Genomic DNA, 19,853 nt, shown 5'->3' with positions numbered 1-19,853 from the left:
ATAGAGTCATTTTGGCATCTTAGATGAGAGGTGGTGAGAGAATGGAAGTTACAGATGTAAGATTACGTCGTGTACAAACTGATGGACGTATGCGTGCCATTGCTTCCATCACACTTGACAACGAATTTGTAGTGCATGATATTCGCGTCATTGATGGTAACGCAGGGCTATTCGTAGCAATGCCTAGTAAGCGCACTCCAGACGGAGAATTTCGTGACATTGCACATCCGATTAATTCTGGAACTCGTACGAAAATTCAAGAAGCAGTACTTAAAGCTTATGAAGAGTCGAGTGATGAAGATGCGACGGTTTATGAAGAACACCAAGAAATTCAATAACCCGTAAATTTAGAGCCCATTCATATTGAATGGGCTCTTTTTTGTATATATCAGACCTCTTCGTTTGCTAGTTTAGTGAATAGAGGAATAAGAATCTGAAACCTACTAAGAAAAGGGATAATTGACGACAGATTAGTAAGATTATTTGAATGGTGCTTTTTATTGTGGAGTCTATTTAATTAAAAAGTTTGTTTTTACTTAAAAGTATAGCTACTGGAATTTTTTTATAAAAAAACAAAAGATTTTAATAATAAATTGTTTGTCATAGTTTTGTCAAGTGAGGAAGTCTTGAAAATTAACTAAATTTGCTTTATAGTCAAAAGAGAAAATCAGCTAAAATGGAGGACTTGCGAAATGACGAATGTTTATGCCGTTATACTGGCTGCTGGCCAAGGTACGCGTATGAAGTCCAAATTATATAAAGTTCTTCATCCAGTTTGTGGAAAACCAATGGTTGAACATGTAGTTGATCATATTCAAACATTAGATGTAGAACGTATAGTAACAATCGTAGGTTATGGTGCTGAAAAGGTAAAGGAACAACTTGGTGAAAAAAGTGAGTATGTATTACAAGCTGAACAGCTTGGTACTGCGCATGCCGTTCAGCAGGTGGAACCAATCCTTGGAGAATTAGAAGGCACAACGATTGTTATATGTGGGGATACACCTTTAATTCGCCCCGAAACAATGAAAGCGTTGTTCGAGCATCATGAATCAAATCATGCCAAAGCAACAATTTTAACTGCTATCGCTGAAGATCCTACTGGCTATGGTCGAATTCTTCGCTCTGCAGGTCAACAGGTTGCTCAAATTGTTGAACAAAAAGATGCAACACCTGAACAACGACAAGTAAAAGAAATCAACACTGGCACATATTGCTTTGATAATAAAGCGTTATTTGCTGCGTTGAAACTTGTGAAAAATGATAATGTACAAGGTGAATATTATTTACCTGACGTCATTGAAATTTTACAAAAACAAGGTGAAGTAGTTGCAGCATATGTAACTGAAAACTTTGCTGAAACGCTTGGTGTTAACGACCGTTTTGCTTTATCTCAAGCTGAAGAAACAATGCGTGCTAGAATTAACGAACAACATATGCGTAATGGGGTGACGATTATTAACCCTAATAACACATATATTAGTGTTGATGCACAAATAGGTAGTGACACAGTCATCCAACCTGGTGTTATCATTGAAGGTGCTTCTAGCATTGGCGAAGATTGCATCATTGGTCCAAATAGCCACATTCAAAATAGCCGTATCGGAAATCGTACGACTGTCCATTCTTCTGTAGTACGTGAAAGCATCATCGGTGAGGATACAGCTGTTGGTCCGTTTGCGCATATCCGTCCAGATTCTGATTTGGGCAATCATGTGAAAATTGGAAACTTTGTTGAAGTGAAGAAAACAAAAATAGACAATGGTAGTAAAGTGTCTCACCTATCGTACTTAGGAGATGCTGAAGTAGGTACTGAAGTCAACATAGGTTGCGGTACAATCACTGTCAATTATGATGGTAAAAACAAGTTTAAAACAGTGATTGAAGATAATGCTTTTGTGGGGTGTAACTCTAATTTAATTGCACCCGTAACGGTGGGAAAAAGCGCATATGTAGCAGCTGGCTCAACAATTACAAAAGACATACCCGCTGACGCACTAGCAATTGCACGTTCTAGACAAGAAAACAAAGATAATTATGTTAACAAACTAAAATTAAAATAATTAAAATTACCAGGAGGCCATCATGCCGTATCAATATGCCAACTCAAAGTTAAAAATCTTTTCATTAAACTCGAATATACCATTAGCTGAAGAAATTGCTAAAGAAGTAGGTGTCGAGCTAGGAAAATGCTCCGTTAAACATTTCAGTGATGGAGAAATTCAAATTAATATTGAGGAAAGTATTCGTGGTTGTGACGTATTTATCGTACAGTCTACTTCAGCTCCAGTAAACGAAAACTTAATGGAATTACTTATTATGGTTGATGCCGTGAAACGTGCTTCAGCGCGCACAGTAAACGTAGTATTACCTTACTATGGTTATGCTCGCCAAGATCGTAAAGCACGTGCACGTGAACCAATTACGGCTAAATTAGTGGCAAACTTACTAGAAACTGCAGGAGCTACTCGTGCAATCGTTCTTGACTTGCATGCTCCACAAATTCAAGGTTTCTTCGACATCTTAATGGATCACTTAATCGGTGTACCGCTATTATCTGACCATTTCAAAGCAAAGGGCTTCAAATCAGAAGACGTTGTTATCGTATCACCAGATCATGGTGGTGTAACACGTGCTCGTAAAATGGCTGATCGCTTAAAAGCTCCAATAGCTATAATCGATAAACGTCGTCCGCGTCCAAATGTTGCAGAAGTTATGAATATTGTTGGTAGTGTTGATGGTAAAGTAGCAATCTTAATCGATGATATTATTGATACGGCAGGTACAATTACAATTGGTGCTGACGCGTTAGTTAAAGCTGGCGCTAAAGAAGTTTACGCTTGCTGTACACATCCTGTATTATCAGGTCCAGCTATCGAGCGCATTGATAACTCTGTTATTAAAGAACTAGTGATTACAAACTCTATCCAATTACCAGATGAGAAAAAATCACCTAAAATTAAACAACTATCTGTAGCAACTTTATTAGCTGATGCAATTGTAAGAATCTACGAGAACAAATCAGTAAGTACTTTATTCGATTAATAATGGTAAATGTTTGAATTCCTAGCTTACAAGGTACATATATTAATGTGACTATGTTAACTAGGAAGGGAGACATTTCTATATGAGTTCTGTAGTTCATGCAAAAAAGCGTAAGGTTGAAAATCATTCTGCACTAACTGAACTTCGTAAAAGAGGTTTTGTACCAGCTGTGGTATATGGTTATAAAACAGAGGCAACTCCAATTACGATTAATGCAAGAGAGTATGAAAAAGCATTACGTTCAGATGGTAAAAACTCCATAGTAATATTAGAAATTGATGGTAAAAACTTAAACGCCGTATTAAATGAAGCTCAAAAATGTGCATTGAAGGGGACATTAGTTCACTTAGATTTTTTAGCGGTTAACATGTCAGATGCTTTAGAAGTGAGTGTACCAGTAAATCTTACTGGCGATTCAGTAGGAGCAAAAGAGGGCGGCATTCTCCAACAGCCTAATCGTGAAGTAACAATTAAGGTAAAACCATCAGATATTCCAGAATCAATAGAGGTTGATATTTCAACTTGAGATATCGGTGATACTTTAGCTGTTGGTGATATTCGTAGCACGTCACCATTCGAAATTCTAGATACGGATGACTGCCTTCTTATTACCGTATCTGCACCTACAGTTGAGGTTGAGTCAACAGAAGTTGAGGGAAATGCAACTTCTGAAGAAATTATTGGTGCTAGGTAAAATAAATTTCAAAAAAAGGCTTACCATCAATAGATACGGATGGTAAGTCTTTTTCTTTACCCTCGCTACTATTTATTTGAAAAAATGTAGTCTTTAGGTCTTCTTATTATTGAGGGTAGGAACAACTTTTACTATATTACGTCTAATGTAATGGTATTGACATGATATTGTAATAATAGATGAAATGGTGTATCGTAAATGATTAAATTGTAGAAATGTGAGGTAAACAGGATGGAGAAAGTAAGAAAGCTTTGGAATCATAGTGTAACGTATGTGGGTATGCGGACGATTTATTACTTGGCGATTCTCATTTTACTTGTTCTCTTATATGGTTTTCACGATATGAATGCCGGTCCATTCATATATACAGAATTTTAAAGTTAGGAGGGTTCCCATTGAATATACTTTCGGCTATTCAAAATATAGCCTTAAATAATGACGATTCTATTGCATTTCAAAATGGAGATGCGACATTAAGTTACGGAGATTTATGGAAACAGTCAGAATCATTAGCCGCGTATTTAACCACTTTAAATCTCCCGAAGAAAGCACCAATTATAGTATATGGTCATATGGCACCCATGATGGTTAGCTCCTTTTTAGGAGTAGTAAAATCAGGTCACCCATATATTCCAGTGGATGTATCAATTCCAAAAGAACGAATTCAAAACATTATTAAGTGCTCAGGTGCAGCATTTCTCATTGAAACAGAGAATCTAGAAAGAGATTCACTTCAGCAGTCATCGATTCCTTATATGTCTGAAGGTCAATTAGCAAATATAGTTGCTGAACACGCCAATGGATCATCAACATCTACTTGGGTGAAAGAGAATGATAATTTTTATATTATCTATACCTCAGGTAGTACAGGAAATCCTAAAGGTGTTCAAATTTCAGCTCAAAATTTAGAGAGCTTTGTTAGTTGGATGCATGAAGATTTCCCAATAACAGAGGGCAAGGTATTTTTAAATCAGGCACCATTTTCATTTGATTTGTCGGTAATGGACCTTTATCCTGCACTAACGACAGGTGCTACGTTATTCGCAATTACAAAAGAGATGATAGCAAATCCTAAGATTTTATTTGGGCAATTAGCACAGTCAAAAACAAATGTTTGGACATCCACTCCATCATTCGTACAAATGTGTTTAATGAATCCGGAATTTACTAGTGAGATGCTGCCTTCATTAAATACTTTCCTATTTTGTGGAGAAGTATTGCCGACAGAAGTTGCAAAAAAGTTATTGAAATTGTTCCCGAACGCACGCATTTTCAATACATATGGACCAACAGAGGCAACAGTAGCTGTTTCAGCAATAGAAGTAACCAAAGAATTATTAAATGATCATATTTCTTTACCAATAGGTTATATAAAATGTGATACTCAAATGCTTATTATAGATGAGGATGATCAAATAGTACCTGATGGCGAAAAAGGTGAAATGATTATTGTTGGACCGAGTGTTAGTAAAGGGTATTTAGGAGAAGAAACATTAACTGAAAAAGCCTTTTTTGAATATAAAGGGCAACAAGCGTATCGTACAGGTGATGTTGGATATCAGAAAAAAGGGTTACATTTCTATAGTGGACGTGCAGATTTCCAAGTGAAGGTTCATGGCTATAGAATGGAAATCGAAGAAATCGAAAACCATTTATTACAATGCCAGTATGTAGATTCATGTGTAGTCGTACCGGTTTATAAAAATGAGGCTATTGATTTTTTAGCAGCATACATCGTGCCTAAAGAACACTCTTTTGAAAAAGAATATCAATTATCAAGCGTTATAAAAAAAGAACTAGCAAAAGGTTTGCCAGCATATATGATTCCGAGAAAATTTAATTATTGTGATCAATTACCTATGACATCTAATGGTAAAATAAATCGAAAACAAATAATAGCTGAGGTTATGGTATGATTCCATATGGCTCGTTTATATTTTTCTTTCTAATCGGTATCCTTCTTTTACCTACTATCATTCTTGGGTTATTAGGTAAATCATCAAAAATTTATAATATGCTTGTGTCTATTGTTATATTGGCCGTCATCTTTGGGAATTCGAAGACCGGTGCAATATCTATTATTTTGTTTACGATTTTTCAAATTGTTTTAATTAAAGGTTACCATCATTATAGAAAAGAACGTAATAATACAGTTGTATTCTGTATGATGGTTGTATTAGCGATATTACCATTAGTGCTTGTAAAAGTATTACCATTACTTGGTTTGAATCATATATTTGGATTCCTTGGTGTTTCTTATATTACATTTAAGTCTGTACAGATAGTTATTGAAACACGTGACGGCTTGATGAAGAAGCAGACACTACCGATTGGTGAGCTTATTTACTTCCTACTATTTTTCCCGACTGTCTCATCAGGTCCAATTGATCGTTGGAGAAGATTTGAGAAGGATGTTAATAAGACCTTTTCAAAAGAGGAGTATAAAGAGCTTTTATATTTAGGGATTAATAGTATTTTCCGAGGGTTCTTATACAAATTTATTTTAGCATTTTTAATTTACAACAAAATTCTTGTGTACTTACCAGACCACGCAACTTATATTCATTCACCATTTTGGGCTAACGTTGCTTATATGTATGCTTACAGCTTTTATTTATTTTTCGACTTTGCCGGCTATAGCGCCTTTGCTATAGGAGTAAGTTATTTAATGGGAGTTAAAACACCAGAAAACTTCAATATGCCTTTCATTAGTAAAAATATTAAAGACTTTTGGAATCGTTGGCATATGAGTCTATCATTCTGGTTTAGAGACTATGTATATATGCGTTTTGTATTTTGGATGACAAAGAAAAAGTGGATTAAAAATCGCTATACAGTTTCTAATATTGGTTATTTCCTATTATTCTTTATAATGGGTGTTTGGCATGGGCTAGAATGGCATTTTATTATTTATGGCTTGTACCAAGCAGCCTTAATCATAGGATATGATTACTTCGACAGATGGAATCGAAAACATAAACTATGGCCGAAAAATAAATGGACACATGTTGTATCCGTGTTTATAACATTTAACTTTATTTGCTTTGGATTTTATATTTTCTCTGGACAACTATTTAAATAATAAGGAGTTAGATTAAGATGGAAAAACAAAAAGTATATGAATTATTAGCAGAGGTATGTCAGGAAGATGTTGTTGTAGAGCAACCTGATATCGATTTATTTGAAGAAGGTTTACTAGATTCGTTTGGTATCATTACGTTTCTAGTTGAAGTAGAAGAAAAGTTTGGTATTTCAGTATCGATTACAGAGTTTACGCGCGAGGAGTGGAATACACCGAATCGTATCGCAGAGCAGTTAGCTGAGCGTGTATGAGAAAGTATGCCTTCTTACCGCTCATCATTGCGGTAATTCTGTTTTTAGTATTTTTGTTTATACCAAATAAATGGCTTGGGTTTTTAATCTCAGACAAAGATGTAGAACATGCCAAAACAGCTCTGAATCCTCTAATGTTCCAAGGGGAGTATTTCCAAAATCGTTTACTACAAGAGCCGAATATGTTCCCAATCTATGGCTCATCTGAGTTGAATCGCTTTGATCCATTTCATCCATATAACTATTTTGAAGCGAATGATGAAGGCTTTACGACGTATTTAAATGGTCGTGGTGGTACGCAATCGATTCATCATTTTTTGAATTTTGCAGCGCAAGAGGGAAATTTAAAAAATAAGAAATTGGTATTTATTATTTCACCGCAATGGTTTACAGAAACAGGTGTTGATGAATTCCATTTCTCACCTAACTATTCTATGTTGCAGTCTTACGATTTAGCGTTGAATAATAAGATGGATCCTCAGTTGAAGAAAAAAGCAATGGAGCGTCTTTTGCAGTTTGATACTGTACAAAGAGACTTTGTTTTATCAACAATTTATGAAAATGAAGTAACAGATGGTGCAAAGTATCCAATAAAAGCAGCTTTAGCAAAACCAGTAGCTTTAATAAATAAAAAGTTAATGGAGAAAAAAGATTTGTACTACTCCATCATGGCAAAGCCGCGTGAAAAATTGCATGCAAATCCAGACATGGTTGCTGGAAAATCTTTTGAGCAGTTGACGAAGTATGCGGATGAATATGGTAGTCAGCGAATTACAACAAATGATTTATCTATTAACGATAAATATTATAAAAAGATGATTGAGTTCAAGTTAGATGAACTTAAAGGCTTCCGTAAAAAAGAAAGCTACACAGAGTCACCGGAGTATGAAGATTTTCAAATGGTCTTGGATGTATTAAAGGATGCGGGTGCTAAGCCAATGTTTGTATCTATTCCTGTAAATGGAAAATGGTACGATTATGCAGGGTTCCCACAAGAACGTCGAGAAGAGTATTATACGAAAATTAATAAGCAGGTGCAAAGTGCTGGTTTCCCACTTGTTGATTTTACTGGTTACGAGTACGAGCCGCATTTTATTAGTGATACAATTCATATTTCTTGGAAAGGTTGGGTATATCTCGACCGAGAAATGGCCGATTATTGGAAACAATAGTCGAATAGAGAAAATCGCTTTATCATTTTATGATAGAGCGATTTTTTTCTTAGGAAAAAGTCGAAAAACCACTAATAATTGCATTTTTTCATAATATCCAACGGTATGTGATAAAATAGCATGGATTAGGCAGAAAAGGAAGATGCTATTATGAAACTAATAATTGGTCTCGGCAATCCGGGCAAAACATATGAACATACGCATCACAATGTCGGTTTTGATACCATCGACATATTAGCAGCAAAGTGGGGTGTATCATTAAATCAATCAAAATTTAATGGTATGTACGGTACTATCCACCGCCCAGAAGGCAAAGTAATGCTATTGAAGCCACTTACGTATATGAATATTTCTGGTGAATGTGTAGGTCCAATCATGGATTATTTTGATATTGATGTGGAGGATATCATTGTTATATATGATGATTTAGATTTGGATAAAGGAAAATTACGTTTGCGTCAAAAAGGCAGTGCGGGTGGTCATAACGGTATAAAATCATTAATCCAGCATTTAGGTACTCAAAACTTTAACCGTATTCGTATTGGTATTAGCCGCCCACCTGCTGGTATGAAGGTTTCGGATTATGTTCTTGCAAGATTTTCGAAGGAAGACCAACCTGTAATGCAAGATGCTTTTGAAAAAGCGGCGGATGCTTGTGAGTATGCACTGAACAAGCCGTTTATAGATGTTATGAATCAATTTAATTAATGAATGAGCATAAATTGCTATGTGACTGTCTATACTTTTTATAAAGGAGGGCATGTTGCATATGGCAATTCATTATCGCTGTCGGCACTGTGAAACTGAGGTTGGGCTACTGCCTTTCGATTCAGAGGAAAGTGTCCGTAAGTTACATCAATTAAATGAAGAAGAGGCAGAACAATACATTCATAAAGACCATAATGGAGATACAACGGTCGATTGTATTTGTGAGCACTGTGAAGAATCTTTAAAACAATTTCCAGACTATTACGCGTTAAAAAAATGGCTACAATAATGAAGGATGCTTTGGCGCGCAATGCGTCCAAGGCCTTTTTCTGTATAAGAATGAAAAGGAATATGAAATAGATAGACTATTTACTCGTAAAATATAGATAGAGCAAATAGGTTCATTATATTTTTTTGAAGGAAAGAGGGCTTTATTTGGAGATATTACGTAAATTGTTCTCTCAAGATATGCATATAACAAAATTATTGGAAGATTTGCAGCAAGATAATGGTCCTCAGTTAATTACAGGCCTTTCTGGGAGTGCGCGTCCGGCTTTTTTAGATACGATTTATGGGGCTATAGAAAAACCAGTGTATATCATCTCGCCAAATCTATTACAGGCGCAGAAAATGTATGATGATTTAGTGAAGTTAATGGGCGAGGAACTTGTGCATTATTATCCAGCTGATGAATTTATCGCAGCTGATATGTCGATAGCAAGTCCTGAGTTAAGAGCGCAAAGAATTGAAACAATTGACCATATGTTACATGAACAAAAAGGAATTTACATTATTCCAGTAGCAGGTCTACGTAAAATGATGTCCCCAAAAGAGCAATGGCTTAATTTACGTCTTCAAACGGCAATCGGTGCCGATGTCGATGTAGAAGCTTGGTTGAATCAGCTTATTGTTATGGGCTATACACGTGGTCAGATGGTGACAACACCAGGAGAATTTGCATTACGTGGGGGTATCTTAGATATTTATCCACCTTATATGGAAGTGCCAGTGCGTATTGAATTGTTTGATACAGAAGTAGACTCAATACGAACATTTTCAGCTGATGATCAGCGTTCAATTGATAAACTACAAGAGGTACGTATTTTGCCTGCGACAGAATTCGTTTTAACGCAAGCAGATAGAGTAATACTGGCTGAAAAACTTGAGAATGCATTGGCAGAAAGCTTACGTAAAGTGAAAGCGCAAGATGTTAAAGAAGCACTCTATCAAAATATCCAAGCTGATATTGAAATGCTAAAGCAAGGTAACTTACCTAATTACGCCAATAAGTATGGCTCGCTTTTATATGATAAGCCATCTTATTTAGGTGATTATTTTGCCCAAAATGCTCTCGTTGTATTTGATGAATTAGGAAGAGTACAAGAAGTAATGGATGCGTGGGAGAAAGAAGAGAAAGAATGGTTCTTGAGCCTCCTAGAAGAAGGGAAAATGGTGCATGCCGTGAAACCTTCATATTCACTAAAAGAAATTTTAGCGATGCTAAAACAACCGAAACTATTTTTTGCTCTATTTACACGTGCATTTTCTGGGGTGCAGTTTAAGAAAACTACAAGTTTCTCGTGCAAACCAATGCAACATTTTCATGCGCAAATACCTCTATTGAAAAATGAGATGGAGCGATGGGAGCAAGGGAAATTTACGGTGCTCTTTGTGGCGGAAGGTAAAGACCGTCTACGAAAAATGCAAACAGTGCTGGATGATTACGATATTCATATACAACTTGGGCAACCGAATGGAGCGGGCGTTTATGCAATTGAAGGTGCATTGACAGCTGGTTTTGAACTTCCATTACAGCGTTTAGCAATTGTTACGGAAGAGGAGCTATTTAAACAAAAGCAAAAAAAGAAATCGCGCCCTCAAAAAATGACAAATGCCGAGCGTATAAAAAGTTATACCGAAATCAAACCTGGAGATTACGTCGTTCATATTCACCACGGTATTGGGAAATATATCGGTATCGAAACTTTAGAAGTAAAAGGGTCACATAAAGATTATTTGCACATCCGCTACCGAGCAGACGATAAATTATTCGTACCAGTCGATCAAATTGATTTAATCCAAAAATACGTTGCTTCTGAAGAACGTGAACCGAAGCTACATAAGCTAGGTGGAGCAGAGTGGAAACGTGCGAAAAGTAAAGTGTCATCTGCAGTGCAAGATATTGCCGATGATTTAATCAAACTATATGCAAAACGCGAAGCTGAAAAAGGTTTTGCCTTTACTCCGGATGGCGATGAACAACGCACATTTGAATCGGCGTTTCCCTTTGAGGAAACAGAAGATCAGTTACGTTCTATTCGTGAGGTCAAACACGATATGGAACGTGAGCGCCCAATGGATCGGCTTGTCTGTGGTGATGTTGGTTATGGTAAAACTGAGGTTGCCATTCGTGCAGCCTTTAAAGCAATTATGGACGGTAAGCAAGTAGCTTTCCTTGTACCGACAACCATTTTAGCTCAGCAACATTATGAAACAATGGTAGAACGTTTCCAAGAGCAGGCAGTTTCTATTGGTTTACTTAGCCGCTTCCGTACAAAAAAACAACAAGCAGAAACACTAAAAGGATTAAAAGACGGCACGATAGATGTTGTTGTCGGTACACATCGTCTCTTATCTAAAGACGTGGTGTATCGTGATTTAGGATTACTCGTAGTCGATGAAGAACAACGATTTGGTGTGACGCATAAAGAAAAGATCAAACAATTAAAAACGAACGTTGATGTATTAACATTAACAGCAACACCAATACCTCGTACATTACATATGTCGATGGTTGGTGTCCGTGATTTATCTGTTATCGAAACACCACCTGCAAATCGCTTCCCAGTTCAAACGTATGTCATGGAGCATAGTGGTGCGCTTGTGCGTGAAGCTATTGAGCGTGAAATGTCACGCGGTGGGCAGACGTTCTATTTATATAATCGTGTTGAAGATATGGCGAAAAAGGTACAAGAGATTCAAGAGCTCGTACCTGAAGCGCGTGTCGGCTTTGCACATGGCCAAATGACTGAGTCTGAGCTAGAAGCTGTTATTCTTGGGTTTTTGGACGGAGATTATGATGTGTTAGTCACTACAACAATTATTGAAACAGGTATTGATATTCCAAATGTGAATACATTAATTGTACACAATGCGGATCGCATGGGTTTATCACAGCTTTATCAATTACGAGGGCGTGTTGGGCGTTCCAATCGAGTAGCCTATGCCTATTTCATGTATCAACGTGATAAAGTACTAACAGAGGTAGCGGAGCAACGTTTGCAAGCGATTAAAGAATTTACTGAACTTGGCTCTGGGTTTAAAATTGCCATGCGTGATCTATCAATTCGGGGTGCAGGGAATTTACTTGGCTCTCAACAACATGGCTTCATCGATTCTGTCGGATTTGATTTGTACTCACAAATGCTTGAAGAAGCAATAGAAGAACGACGTAGTGGTACGAAAAAAGAAAACATACCTGAAATTGAAATAATTTTACCGTATGACGCATACATTCCGGATCAATATATTCCAGATGGCTATCAAAAAATTCAAATGTATAAACGTGTAAAAGCGATGGAAAATGAAGATGACTATCTAGAAATCATTGATGAATTGCAAGATCGATTTGGTGATATACCTTTTGAAACCGAACGATTATTACGTATTGCGCGAATGAAAGTTTGGGCGAAAGAAGCAGGAGTCACTTCAATTAAGGAAATGAATAAAGTAATTACTATTCAAATTTCAGAGCAGGGTACAGCGAATATAGATGGCGCAAAAGTTGTCTCAGAATCATTGAAGTTCGGGCGGGCTGTGGGCTTCCGGATGGATGGGCAACAACTATTACTTACAATAGATGAGCGTAAAATGGAAAAACAATTACCGTTTGATATTTTAGAAGCTATTATGAAACTTTTGCCGACTGCAAAAAGGGAAGAATCTGCACCTGTTGCTGAGTAATACCCTTTTTGCATAGATTGCCCATTTGTGAACCATACTAGGACAAGTATAACTATATTTTGTCGAAAGTGAGGCAACACGAATGAAAGCAACTGGCATTGTACGACGTATTGATGATTTAGGGCGCGTCGTTATCCCAAAAGAAATAAGAAGGACTTTACGCATTCGTGAAGGCGACCCGTTAGAAATTTTCACGGATCGCGAAGGGGAAGTTATTTTAAAGAAATATTCACCTATTAGCGAATTAAGTGACTTTGCAACTTCGTATGTAGAAACGTTATATGAAACACTGGGTACGGCTGCATTAATTAGTGATCGAGATGAAATGATTGCTGTAGCAGGTGTATCGAAAAAGGATTATGTTAATAGACAGCTCTCATCATTTGCTGAAGAAAGTATTATGCAACGATCCATTCTTGTAGAGAAGCATGAAAGTTCTGTAGAGTTAGTTCCAGGTCAAGTTGAGCAAATAAAATCTTACTGTGTGGCACCAATTATCGTCTCAGGTGACCCAATTGGCGCTGTTTATATATTGTCAAAGGTGCACTTTATTGGTGACTCAGAGCAAAAAGTAGCTGAAACTGCTGCTCACTTTCTTGCCAAGCAAATGCTTGATTAACATGAAAAAAGTCTTCCTCGCAATTTTTGCGAGGGAGACTTTTTTATTTTATCGTTTTAATATTAGAAGGATGTACATTTGTTGAAAAATTAAGTAACTTCATTAAATCATCGGTATTTGATCGTGTATTTGATCCATTATGAATAGGTGCTTGTTTCGCGGTATCTTCCCGCATTTCGGAAATTAATATTTTAGTGCCATCTTCTTTGACGAGATACTGACGTACATAACCATTTTCTTTTTCAGTTATCACTCGATTTTTTTTCGATTTTGATTTTAATGCAGCGTAAATATATGAACTTTGTAGTATATGTGGCTGATTGAATTTCGCCGCGTTATGAAATGTTTTGATATTCGTGACATTCATCTTCAAAGTAATCCCTCCTCTATACTCTTTAATTAAGGATTTTATCGGATTCTTTTACTGAAATTGAACTAAAAGTCACTTATTTACAATTCATTACTATATAAAGAGATAGTTATCTAATAAGTATAGTCCTTTGGATACACGCTAACCTGATTTTTTATGGATATGCATCAATATGCTATACTGATGACATTTAGATTATTATTGATTTTATTGAACCATGTATAGGAATGAGGATTTGAAATGCCTGAGAAGTGGGGAATGAAGGTATATGTGAAGGGAGTGGCGTTACTAACGCTTGCCGCTCTTTTTGTCAAAATACTGAGCATGTTGTACCGAGTCCCTTTTCAAAATTTAGTTGGGGACCAGGGATTTTATATTTATCAACAAGTGTATCCATTTATAGCGATTTTCGTTGTTTGGACCTCGAGTGGTTTTGCTGTTGCTATTTCTAAGATTCTTGCTGAAGCTGAAGATAGTGATGAAGGGGTATGGCGTAGTGAATTGTTACGAGTGGTATTTTATTATTTAAGTATCCTATCCATTCTTTTCTTCGTAATTTTATTTGGTGGTGCTGATCTATTCGCAAAGTGGATGGGCGATCCGGAATTGGCTTCACTACTACGTACAGGTGCGTTTGTTACGCTATGTATGCCAGCAATTGCTGTTTATAAAGGGTTCTTCCAAGCACGTGGTATGATGACGCCGGTTGCCTATGCACAAGTGGTGGAACAAACTGTACGTGTTCTTGTCATCTTAGGTGGCACATGGCTTGTTATGACGACAACCTCTTCGCTTTATCAAGCTGGACAAATGGCTATGGCAGGCACTGTAGTTGGTGAACTGGCAGGCATTATTTTATTGTGGATGTATTATAAAAAAGTTAAACAGAGGGACAAAATAGTTGTAAGGAAAAAGATAGATATATTTCCTGTATTAAAGGAATTGACAGTTTTAAGTATTACGGTCAGTATGAGTGGACTTTTACTACTGTTTTTTCAATTAGTCGACTCATTTACTGTTTTTGAAACCCTTACGAAAAGTGGAGTACCAACCATAGAGGCAATGGAAACGAAGGGAATTTACGATAGAGGGCAGCCACTTGTGCAAGTTGGGCTTGTAATTGCGACATCGCTATCTCTTGCCATTGTCCCTCTTGTTGCTCATACATCAAAAAAGGACAATGGGCGAAGAACTGAACGGTTTATTCAAGTGACTTATCGCACGGCCTTGTTATTTGGTTTTGCTGCGACGCTTGGTTTAATGCTGGTTATGCCTTATGTAAATGAGATGCTATTTGAAACAAGAGAATTATCTAATGTGCTGATATTATTTGTGGTGCAAATTATATGGCTGTCGCTTATTTTAACATTAACAGCTATGCTTCAAGGGTTAGGGAAATTAAAAATACCGACTTTAATATTAATTGTAGGCTTTATAGTGAAAGTGATTTGTAATGAGTTGTTTATTATGAGATGGGGTATCATTGGTGCAGTGTATGCTAGTAATTTAGGTTTAATATGTTCAGCTATTGGGTTGATCTATTATTTTAAAAAAATTAGACCGATACGCTTCGCACCTTTACGTTTTTATATATGTACTGGATTTGCTTCCGTCGTCATGATAGCTTTTGTGGTGTGTTGGAGTTATTTTGCTGGGCAGTGGCTCTTTGCTTCTTTACCTTCGCGATTGAATGCGACATTGACTGGTAGCTCAGCAGCATTGATAGGAGCCTTTGTCTTTTTGACAATCATTGCGAAGTATGGAGTTCTAACGAGTAGGGATTGGTTTTTACTACCGTTTGGGCGCAGAATGGCTAGTTATCAATTATGGCTTCAAAGAAAGAAATAAGGATAGGTGAAAATTATGCATCAATTAACAATAATCGGTCTCGGAGCTAGTGACTTTGAACAATTACAAATAGGTGTTTATCGCAAGCTACAACAGGCAAAGAAAATATATGTACGTACGATAGATCACCCAGTATTAAATGAGTTAGCAACTGAAGGAATCGAATTTGAAAGCTTTGATTATGTTTATGAAAAGCACGATGATTTCCGACCAGTTTATGAAGAAATTGTAGCAACGCTTTTAAGTTATGTGGAGAAGGAAGACATAATGTACGCTGTACCTGGACATCCACTCGTAGCAGAGTTAACTGTTCAACTTTTAATCGAAGCTGAAAAAGAAGGGAAAGTAAAACTGAACATTGAGGGAGGTCAAAGTTTCCTAGATCCAATCTTCGGAGCATTACGTATCGACCCAATCGATGGCTTCCAACTGGTAGATGGAACAACTTTCTCAGCACATGAAGTGAATATGAAGCAACATCTATTAATTGCACAAGTATATGATACTTTCAGCGCTTCCGAAGTAAAACTGACTTTGATGGAAAAATACCGTGAGGACTATCCAGTTACAATCGTTACTGCAGCAGGTTCACAAGGCGAAAAACTACGTACAGTTCCTTTATACGAATTGGACCGTGCAGCGGAAATTGATAACTTAACAACTGTCTATGTACCTCCAGTAACAAATCGTGATGAGGCTGTTCGTGAATGGTCAACTTTCCGTGAGATTATTTCAACATTGCGTGGTCCTAATGGTTGTCCTTGGGATCAACAGCAAACGCATGAAAGTTTGAAAAGATATATGCTAGAGGAAGTACATGAGTTCTTACAAACGATCGATGAGCAAGATGATGAGCATATGATTGAAGAACTTGGTGATGTTCTACTACAAGTATTTTTACACGCACAAATCGGTGAAGATGAAGGATTCTTCAACCTTGAAGATATATTAGAAGTTGTAAGCACAAAGATGATTCGTCGTCATCCTCACGTATTTAGTAATGTTACTGTAGATAGTGTGGAAGAAGTAAATGCCAACTGGGAAAAAATTAAAAGTAAAGAAAATGCTAATAGTGAGATACCAGAACCTTTATTAAAAGGTGAGTACCGAGCAACATCTTCACTACAAACGTCTTATAATTATCAAAGACGAGCTGCAAAAGTTGGATTTGAGTGGCCTACGACAGAAGGCGTGTGGGAAAAATTCTCCGAAGAATGGCAGGAATTCCGAGCTGAGGTAACGAATGGAACGAATGAATCACGTCTCGATGAATTTGGCGATGTGCTATTTACGTTAGTGAATATCGCGCGTGTATATAAAATTTCAGCTGAAGATGCCATGCTCCACGCTAACCGAAAATTTGCTAGTCGCTTTGGCTATGTTGAAGCTCAAGTAATGGCTGGTAAAAAAGACTTTAAAGCTTATACGTTTGAAGAGCTAGATGCCTTTTGGAACGAGGCTAAATTACAAGGAGGGAATATAATATGAGATTAGATAAATTTTTGAAAGTATCGCGTTTGATTAAACGTCGTACATTAGCAAAAGAGGTTGCTGATCAAGGCCGTATTACAATTAACGGTAAGGTGGTGAAAGCAAGTACTGCTGTAAAAGCTGGTGATGAACTCGCAATTCGCTTCGGTCAAAAAGTTGTAACAGCACGTGTTGAAGAATTGAAAGATACAGTGAAAAAAGAAGACGCAGCAAGAATGTTTACAATTTTAAAAGAAGAAAAATTAGAGAAGATTGAACCGCAATTTATCGATGATGAGAACTAGCTGATTTTGAAAGTAGATATTGCTTATAGTGAAACAGTATTTTAAGCATGGATCTATATTTGTTTGAATGATTTTATATGAGGTTGCCCTGAAATTTAGGATTCGCTAAATTTTAGGACAACCTTTTTAATTAGGCAACTCCCAAGCTAATTCCCCAAAGTATCACTGATCAGTAATCATGATAGGGTAGAAGTTACAAATTATTAAGGGATAAGAATATCTTATATCAGGGTCCATAGAAATGAGCAGATATATGCAGTAATGCATTTTTAGAGGGATTTCTTCTAACTATGTGAAGAGTGAATGTTGTAAGAGCTAACGTTAAAATAGTAAAGAAATGCTAGCAAATCGATTAGAAAAAACGATCTATAAACAAATTTCTAAATGGAAATTAGCAGTTTTATCATAAAGGGTTTGTCCGCAGCATATAGTTTAAAGACAGGACAAGGGAGGGGAATCATTGACGTTACAGCCGGATAATGCAACGTACACAATTCCAACAGGGGATCATTTGCTAACGGTCAGAAATCGCAAACGAATGGATGTCACTTCGGTGAAATCAATCGAGCGCTTTGATCAAGAAGAGTTTTTAGTGCACACTTCGCAAGGACATTTACTCATCAGAGGTGAGGAGTTACGTATTGTCCATTTGGATGTAGACAAAGGTTTATTGACACTTGAAGGAACAGTGAAGACGCTACAGTATGATGACGAAGACAACGGCTTGTCTAAAAGCTTCCTTCATAAAATATTTGGATGACCGTAACAGCGCAATTTCTCAGCCTTCTCGTCATGATTGCTAGTGGAATTGTAGGAGCAGCATGTATAGATTTAGTACGTACGATTAAATATTATGCACCCCCGCGGTCATTCAGAAGAAAAGGCTATATAGCGTTAGAGTTGATAACTTGGCTTATACTCGGTATAGCTAGTTTTTATTTACTATTTAAAGTGCGAGCTGGTGAATGGCGTATTGTTGATCCAATAGCGCAGCTCGCAGGTTTTTATTGTTACCAGTTATACTTCCAATCTGTATTTCGTTTTGGAGGTCGTCTAATATACATCATTTTACTTAGGCCAATATGGTTGATTTTTAATTTTTTCTTTTCTGTCATAAGATGGATAATCCGCGCCCTAATGCGTATTGTAAGGCTCCTGCTGCTACCATTTATGCCATTGGTTAAAAAAACTAAACAGTTAAGACTTAAAAAAACAAGGTAAATTCGTTATAATGGAGAATACACATACAATAATAACCAAGAAGCTAAAAGAATTATTAATTAGGGAGGGATAACGAGGATGAATAATCGTAACAAAAAAGCTAGTGGAGAAAATTCGGTTGCTGCCATTCGTCGAGAATACATCGAGTCCATGGAACGGCAGGAAAAGAAAAAAAGAGCCATGAAAATACGTCTTTATCGAAGACTGGCGCTTTTCGCAATCGCATTTGTTCTCGTTATGGGGTCCCTAATGTTTACATTAATAAATCAAAAGAAGACGCTCGCTAATAAAGAACAACAAAAAATCGAGCTAACACAAAAACTTTCAGACACCCAAGACCAACAAGAGGAATTGAAAATTCAAATTTCGAAGCTAAAAGACGATGACTATATCGCCAAATTAGCACGTAAAGAACTTTTCCTTTCTGAAGATGGTGAAATCATTTTCTCAATTCCAAAAAATACCGAAAAAGATGAGAAAAGTGGGGATTCGAAAGAGTAGTCTTATTGACACTCTTTTTTTGTTGGATATAATTAGAAGTGAGAATCTAGCCGAGTTTTAAGATTCATAAATTGATTACATGGCTTACAAAGTCGCTTTATTTATTAAGGAGGAGCATTTTTTTTATGTCAATTGAAGTAGGCAGCAAGGTACAAGGGAAGGTAACAGGTATCACAAATTTTGGAGCATTCGTAGAGCTGCCAAATGGCTCAACAGGTCTTGTGCACATTAGTGAGGTTGCGGACAATTATGTAAAAGACATCAACGAACATTTGAAAGTTGGAGAAATGGTTGAGGTTAAAGTAATGAATGTCGAAGCGGATGGCAAAATTGGTTTGTCTATTCGTAAAGCAAAGCCTCAAGCAGAACGACCAGAGCGCCCTCAACGCCCACGTCATAATAACCGTTCAAATGATCGTAATGATAATCGTCATCAACCGAAAGAAAATTTTGAACAAAAAATGGCCCGTTTCTTAAAAGACAGTGAAGATCGTCTTGCAACATTAAAGCGCGCCACAGAATCTAAACGTGGTGGCCGAGGCGCAAGAAGAGGGTAACTTGCTGGCTATTTTAATTGTAGAAAAAGTGTGAAATAGATTTTTGA

At 36.9% G+C, this 19,853-nt stretch carries 21 protein-coding genes; 20 read left to right on the top strand and 1 reads right to left on the bottom strand.

The window, feature by feature from the left end:
* The first annotated feature begins 41 nt into the window (after positions 1–41).
* From spoVG to spoVT, 13 genes are all read left to right on the top strand, one after another.
* Positions 42–338: a septation regulator SpoVG gene (gene spoVG / locus ACQKM9_RS18980; RefSeq protein ID WP_053418378.1), complete on the top strand. Its 297-nt coding sequence runs from the start codon at positions 42–44 to the stop codon at positions 336–338.
* A gap of 354 nt (positions 339–692) precedes the next feature.
* On the top strand, positions 693–2,063 hold the full coding sequence (gene glmU, locus ACQKM9_RS18975; RefSeq protein WP_427735940.1) for a bifunctional UDP-N-acetylglucosamine diphosphorylase/glucosamine-1-phosphate N-acetyltransferase GlmU: 1,371 nt from the start codon (positions 693–695) through the stop codon (positions 2,061–2,063).
* Positions 2,064–2,085: 22 nt separating this feature from the next.
* Positions 2,086–3,045 carry a ribose-phosphate diphosphokinase gene (locus ACQKM9_RS18970; RefSeq protein WP_038179251.1) on the top strand — a complete coding sequence of 320 codons (960 nt, stop codon included), beginning with the start codon at positions 2,086–2,088 and terminating at the stop codon, positions 3,043–3,045.
* Positions 3,046–3,127: 82 nt separating this feature from the next.
* On the top strand, positions 3,128–3,571 hold the full coding sequence (locus tag ACQKM9_RS18965) for a 50S ribosomal protein L25 (protein ID WP_427735939.1): 444 nt from the start codon (positions 3,128–3,130) through the stop codon (positions 3,569–3,571).
* Between the two features lie 399 nt (positions 3,572–3,970).
* Positions 3,971–4,117, top strand: coding sequence for a teichoic acid D-Ala incorporation-associated protein DltX (locus ACQKM9_RS18960; protein WP_427735938.1), 147 nt, complete (start codon positions 3,971–3,973; stop codon positions 4,115–4,117).
* Positions 4,118–4,134: 17 nt separating this feature from the next.
* The gene (dltA, locus tag ACQKM9_RS18955) at positions 4,135–5,655 is read left to right on the top strand and encodes a D-alanine--poly(phosphoribitol) ligase subunit DltA (RefSeq protein WP_427735937.1); all 1,521 of its coding nucleotides are present in this window, start codon (positions 4,135–4,137) and stop codon (positions 5,653–5,655) included.
* Positions 5,652–6,821 (top strand): D-alanyl-lipoteichoic acid biosynthesis protein DltB, encoded by a 1,170-nt coding sequence (dltB, locus tag ACQKM9_RS18950; protein WP_427735936.1) that lies wholly within the window; start codon positions 5,652–5,654, stop codon positions 6,819–6,821. The genes dltA and dltB overlap by 4 nt, the downstream gene beginning before the upstream one ends.
* A gap of 17 nt (positions 6,822–6,838) precedes the next feature.
* Positions 6,839–7,072, top strand: a complete 234-nt coding sequence (dltC, locus tag ACQKM9_RS18945; RefSeq protein ID WP_038179260.1) for a D-alanine--poly(phosphoribitol) ligase subunit 2 — start codon at positions 6,839–6,841, stop codon at positions 7,070–7,072.
* Positions 7,069–8,244: a D-alanyl-lipoteichoic acid biosynthesis protein DltD gene (gene dltD, locus ACQKM9_RS18940; protein ID WP_427735935.1), complete on the top strand. Its 1,176-nt coding sequence runs from the start codon at positions 7,069–7,071 to the stop codon at positions 8,242–8,244. The genes dltC and dltD overlap by 4 nt, the downstream gene beginning before the upstream one ends.
* A 150-nt stretch (positions 8,245–8,394) precedes the next feature.
* Positions 8,395–8,952 carry an aminoacyl-tRNA hydrolase gene (gene pth / locus ACQKM9_RS18935; protein WP_053418372.1) on the top strand — a complete coding sequence of 186 codons (558 nt, stop codon included), beginning with the start codon at positions 8,395–8,397 and terminating at the stop codon, positions 8,950–8,952.
* Between the two features lie 61 nt (positions 8,953–9,013).
* On the top strand, positions 9,014–9,241 hold the full coding sequence (locus tag ACQKM9_RS18930) for an anti-sigma-F factor Fin family protein (protein ID WP_053418371.1): 228 nt from the start codon (positions 9,014–9,016) through the stop codon (positions 9,239–9,241).
* A 146-nt stretch (positions 9,242–9,387) separates the two neighbouring features.
* On the top strand, positions 9,388–12,915 hold the full coding sequence (gene mfd / locus ACQKM9_RS18925; RefSeq protein WP_427735934.1) for a transcription-repair coupling factor: 3,528 nt from the start codon (positions 9,388–9,390) through the stop codon (positions 12,913–12,915).
* 82 nt (positions 12,916–12,997) lie between these two features.
* Positions 12,998–13,534, top strand: coding sequence for a stage V sporulation protein T (spoVT, locus tag ACQKM9_RS18920; protein ID WP_038179271.1), 537 nt, complete (start codon positions 12,998–13,000; stop codon positions 13,532–13,534).
* A 43-nt stretch (positions 13,535–13,577) separates the two neighbouring features.
* On the opposite strand, the gene ACQKM9_RS18915 is transcribed toward spoVT, so the two are convergent.
* Complete coding sequence (locus ACQKM9_RS18915) at positions 13,578–13,907, bottom strand: hypothetical protein (RefSeq protein ID WP_427735933.1); 330 nt, start codon at positions 13,905–13,907, stop codon at positions 13,578–13,580.
* Between the two features lie 237 nt (positions 13,908–14,144).
* On the opposite strand from ACQKM9_RS18915, the gene ACQKM9_RS18910 reads away from it, so the two are divergent.
* The 7 genes from ACQKM9_RS18910 to ACQKM9_RS18880 all read left to right on the top strand — a co-directional run bounded on the left by ACQKM9_RS18910 (position 14,145) and on the right by ACQKM9_RS18880 (position 19,806).
* On the top strand, positions 14,145–15,752 hold the full coding sequence (locus tag ACQKM9_RS18910) for a putative polysaccharide biosynthesis protein (protein WP_427735932.1): 1,608 nt from the start codon (positions 14,145–14,147) through the stop codon (positions 15,750–15,752).
* A 15-nt stretch (positions 15,753–15,767) separates the two neighbouring features.
* A complete protein-coding gene (mazG, locus tag ACQKM9_RS18905; protein WP_427735931.1) occupies positions 15,768–17,240 on the top strand; it encodes a nucleoside triphosphate pyrophosphohydrolase in 1,473 nt (490 codons plus the stop codon).
* Complete coding sequence (locus tag ACQKM9_RS18900; protein ID WP_053418366.1) at positions 17,237–17,527, top strand: RNA-binding S4 domain-containing protein; 291 nt, start codon at positions 17,237–17,239, stop codon at positions 17,525–17,527. Before mazG ends, ACQKM9_RS18900 begins: the two co-directional genes overlap by 4 nt.
* 460 nt (positions 17,528–17,987) lie before the next feature.
* Positions 17,988–18,287: a sporulation protein YabP gene (gene yabP, locus ACQKM9_RS18895; protein WP_038179281.1), complete on the top strand. Its 300-nt coding sequence runs from the start codon at positions 17,988–17,990 to the stop codon at positions 18,285–18,287.
* On the top strand, positions 18,284–18,748 hold the full coding sequence (gene yabQ / locus ACQKM9_RS18890) for a spore cortex biosynthesis protein YabQ (RefSeq protein ID WP_427735930.1): 465 nt from the start codon (positions 18,284–18,286) through the stop codon (positions 18,746–18,748). The genes yabP and yabQ overlap by 4 nt, the downstream gene beginning before the upstream one ends.
* 78 nt (positions 18,749–18,826) lie before the next feature.
* Positions 18,827–19,249, top strand: coding sequence for an FtsB family cell division protein (locus ACQKM9_RS18885; protein ID WP_427735929.1), 423 nt, complete (start codon positions 18,827–18,829; stop codon positions 19,247–19,249).
* Between the two features lie 125 nt (positions 19,250–19,374).
* On the top strand, positions 19,375–19,806 hold the full coding sequence (locus ACQKM9_RS18880; protein ID WP_038179287.1) for a S1 domain-containing RNA-binding protein: 432 nt from the start codon (positions 19,375–19,377) through the stop codon (positions 19,804–19,806).
* Positions 19,807–19,853: the final 47 nt, after the last annotated feature.

This window comes from Viridibacillus sp. NPDC093762, from assembly GCF_050279675.1.
GTDB lineage: Bacteria > Bacillota > Bacilli > Bacillales_A > Planococcaceae > Viridibacillus.
The sequence above is the reverse complement of the archived record's forward strand: the minus strand, read 5'-3'. Positions and strand labels throughout refer to the sequence as shown.

Excerpts from the sequence above, each read along its gene's own strand:
- ACQKM9_RS18900 (WP_053418366.1), top strand. The coding sequence starts at position 17,237 with ATGAGATTAGATAAATTTTTGAAAGTATCGCGTTTGATTAAACGTCGT.
- ACQKM9_RS18880 (WP_038179287.1), top strand. The coding sequence starts at position 19,375 with ATGTCAATTGAAGTAGGCAGCAAGGTACAAGGGAAGGTAACAGGTATC.
- ACQKM9_RS18960 (WP_427735938.1), top strand. The coding sequence starts at position 3,971 with ATGGAGAAAGTAAGAAAGCTTTGGAATCATAGTGTAACGTATGTGGGT.
- pth (WP_053418372.1), top strand. The coding sequence starts at position 8,395 with ATGAAACTAATAATTGGTCTCGGCAATCCGGGCAAAACATATGAACAT.
- dltC (WP_038179260.1), top strand. The coding sequence starts at position 6,839 with ATGGAAAAACAAAAAGTATATGAATTATTAGCAGAGGTATGTCAGGAA.
- ACQKM9_RS18885 (WP_427735929.1), top strand. The coding sequence starts at position 18,827 with ATGAATAATCGTAACAAAAAAGCTAGTGGAGAAAATTCGGTTGCTGCC.
- dltD (WP_427735935.1), top strand. The coding sequence starts at position 7,069 with ATGAGAAAGTATGCCTTCTTACCGCTCATCATTGCGGTAATTCTGTTT.
- glmU (WP_427735940.1), top strand. The coding sequence starts at position 693 with ATGACGAATGTTTATGCCGTTATACTGGCTGCTGGCCAAGGTACGCGT.
- mazG (WP_427735931.1), top strand. The coding sequence starts at position 15,768 with ATGCATCAATTAACAATAATCGGTCTCGGAGCTAGTGACTTTGAACAA.
- ACQKM9_RS18910 (WP_427735932.1), top strand. The coding sequence starts at position 14,145 with ATGCCTGAGAAGTGGGGAATGAAGGTATATGTGAAGGGAGTGGCGTTA.
- spoVT (WP_038179271.1), top strand. The coding sequence starts at position 12,998 with ATGAAAGCAACTGGCATTGTACGACGTATTGATGATTTAGGGCGCGTC.
- ACQKM9_RS18970 (WP_038179251.1), top strand. The coding sequence starts at position 2,086 with ATGCCGTATCAATATGCCAACTCAAAGTTAAAAATCTTTTCATTAAAC.
- yabQ (WP_427735930.1), top strand. The coding sequence starts at position 18,284 with ATGACCGTAACAGCGCAATTTCTCAGCCTTCTCGTCATGATTGCTAGT.
- spoVG (WP_053418378.1), top strand. The coding sequence starts at position 42 with ATGGAAGTTACAGATGTAAGATTACGTCGTGTACAAACTGATGGACGT.
- ACQKM9_RS18965 (WP_427735939.1), top strand. The coding sequence starts at position 3,128 with ATGAGTTCTGTAGTTCATGCAAAAAAGCGTAAGGTTGAAAATCATTCT.
- ACQKM9_RS18930 (WP_053418371.1), top strand. The coding sequence starts at position 9,014 with ATGGCAATTCATTATCGCTGTCGGCACTGTGAAACTGAGGTTGGGCTA.
- dltB (WP_427735936.1), top strand. The coding sequence starts at position 5,652 with ATGATTCCATATGGCTCGTTTATATTTTTCTTTCTAATCGGTATCCTT.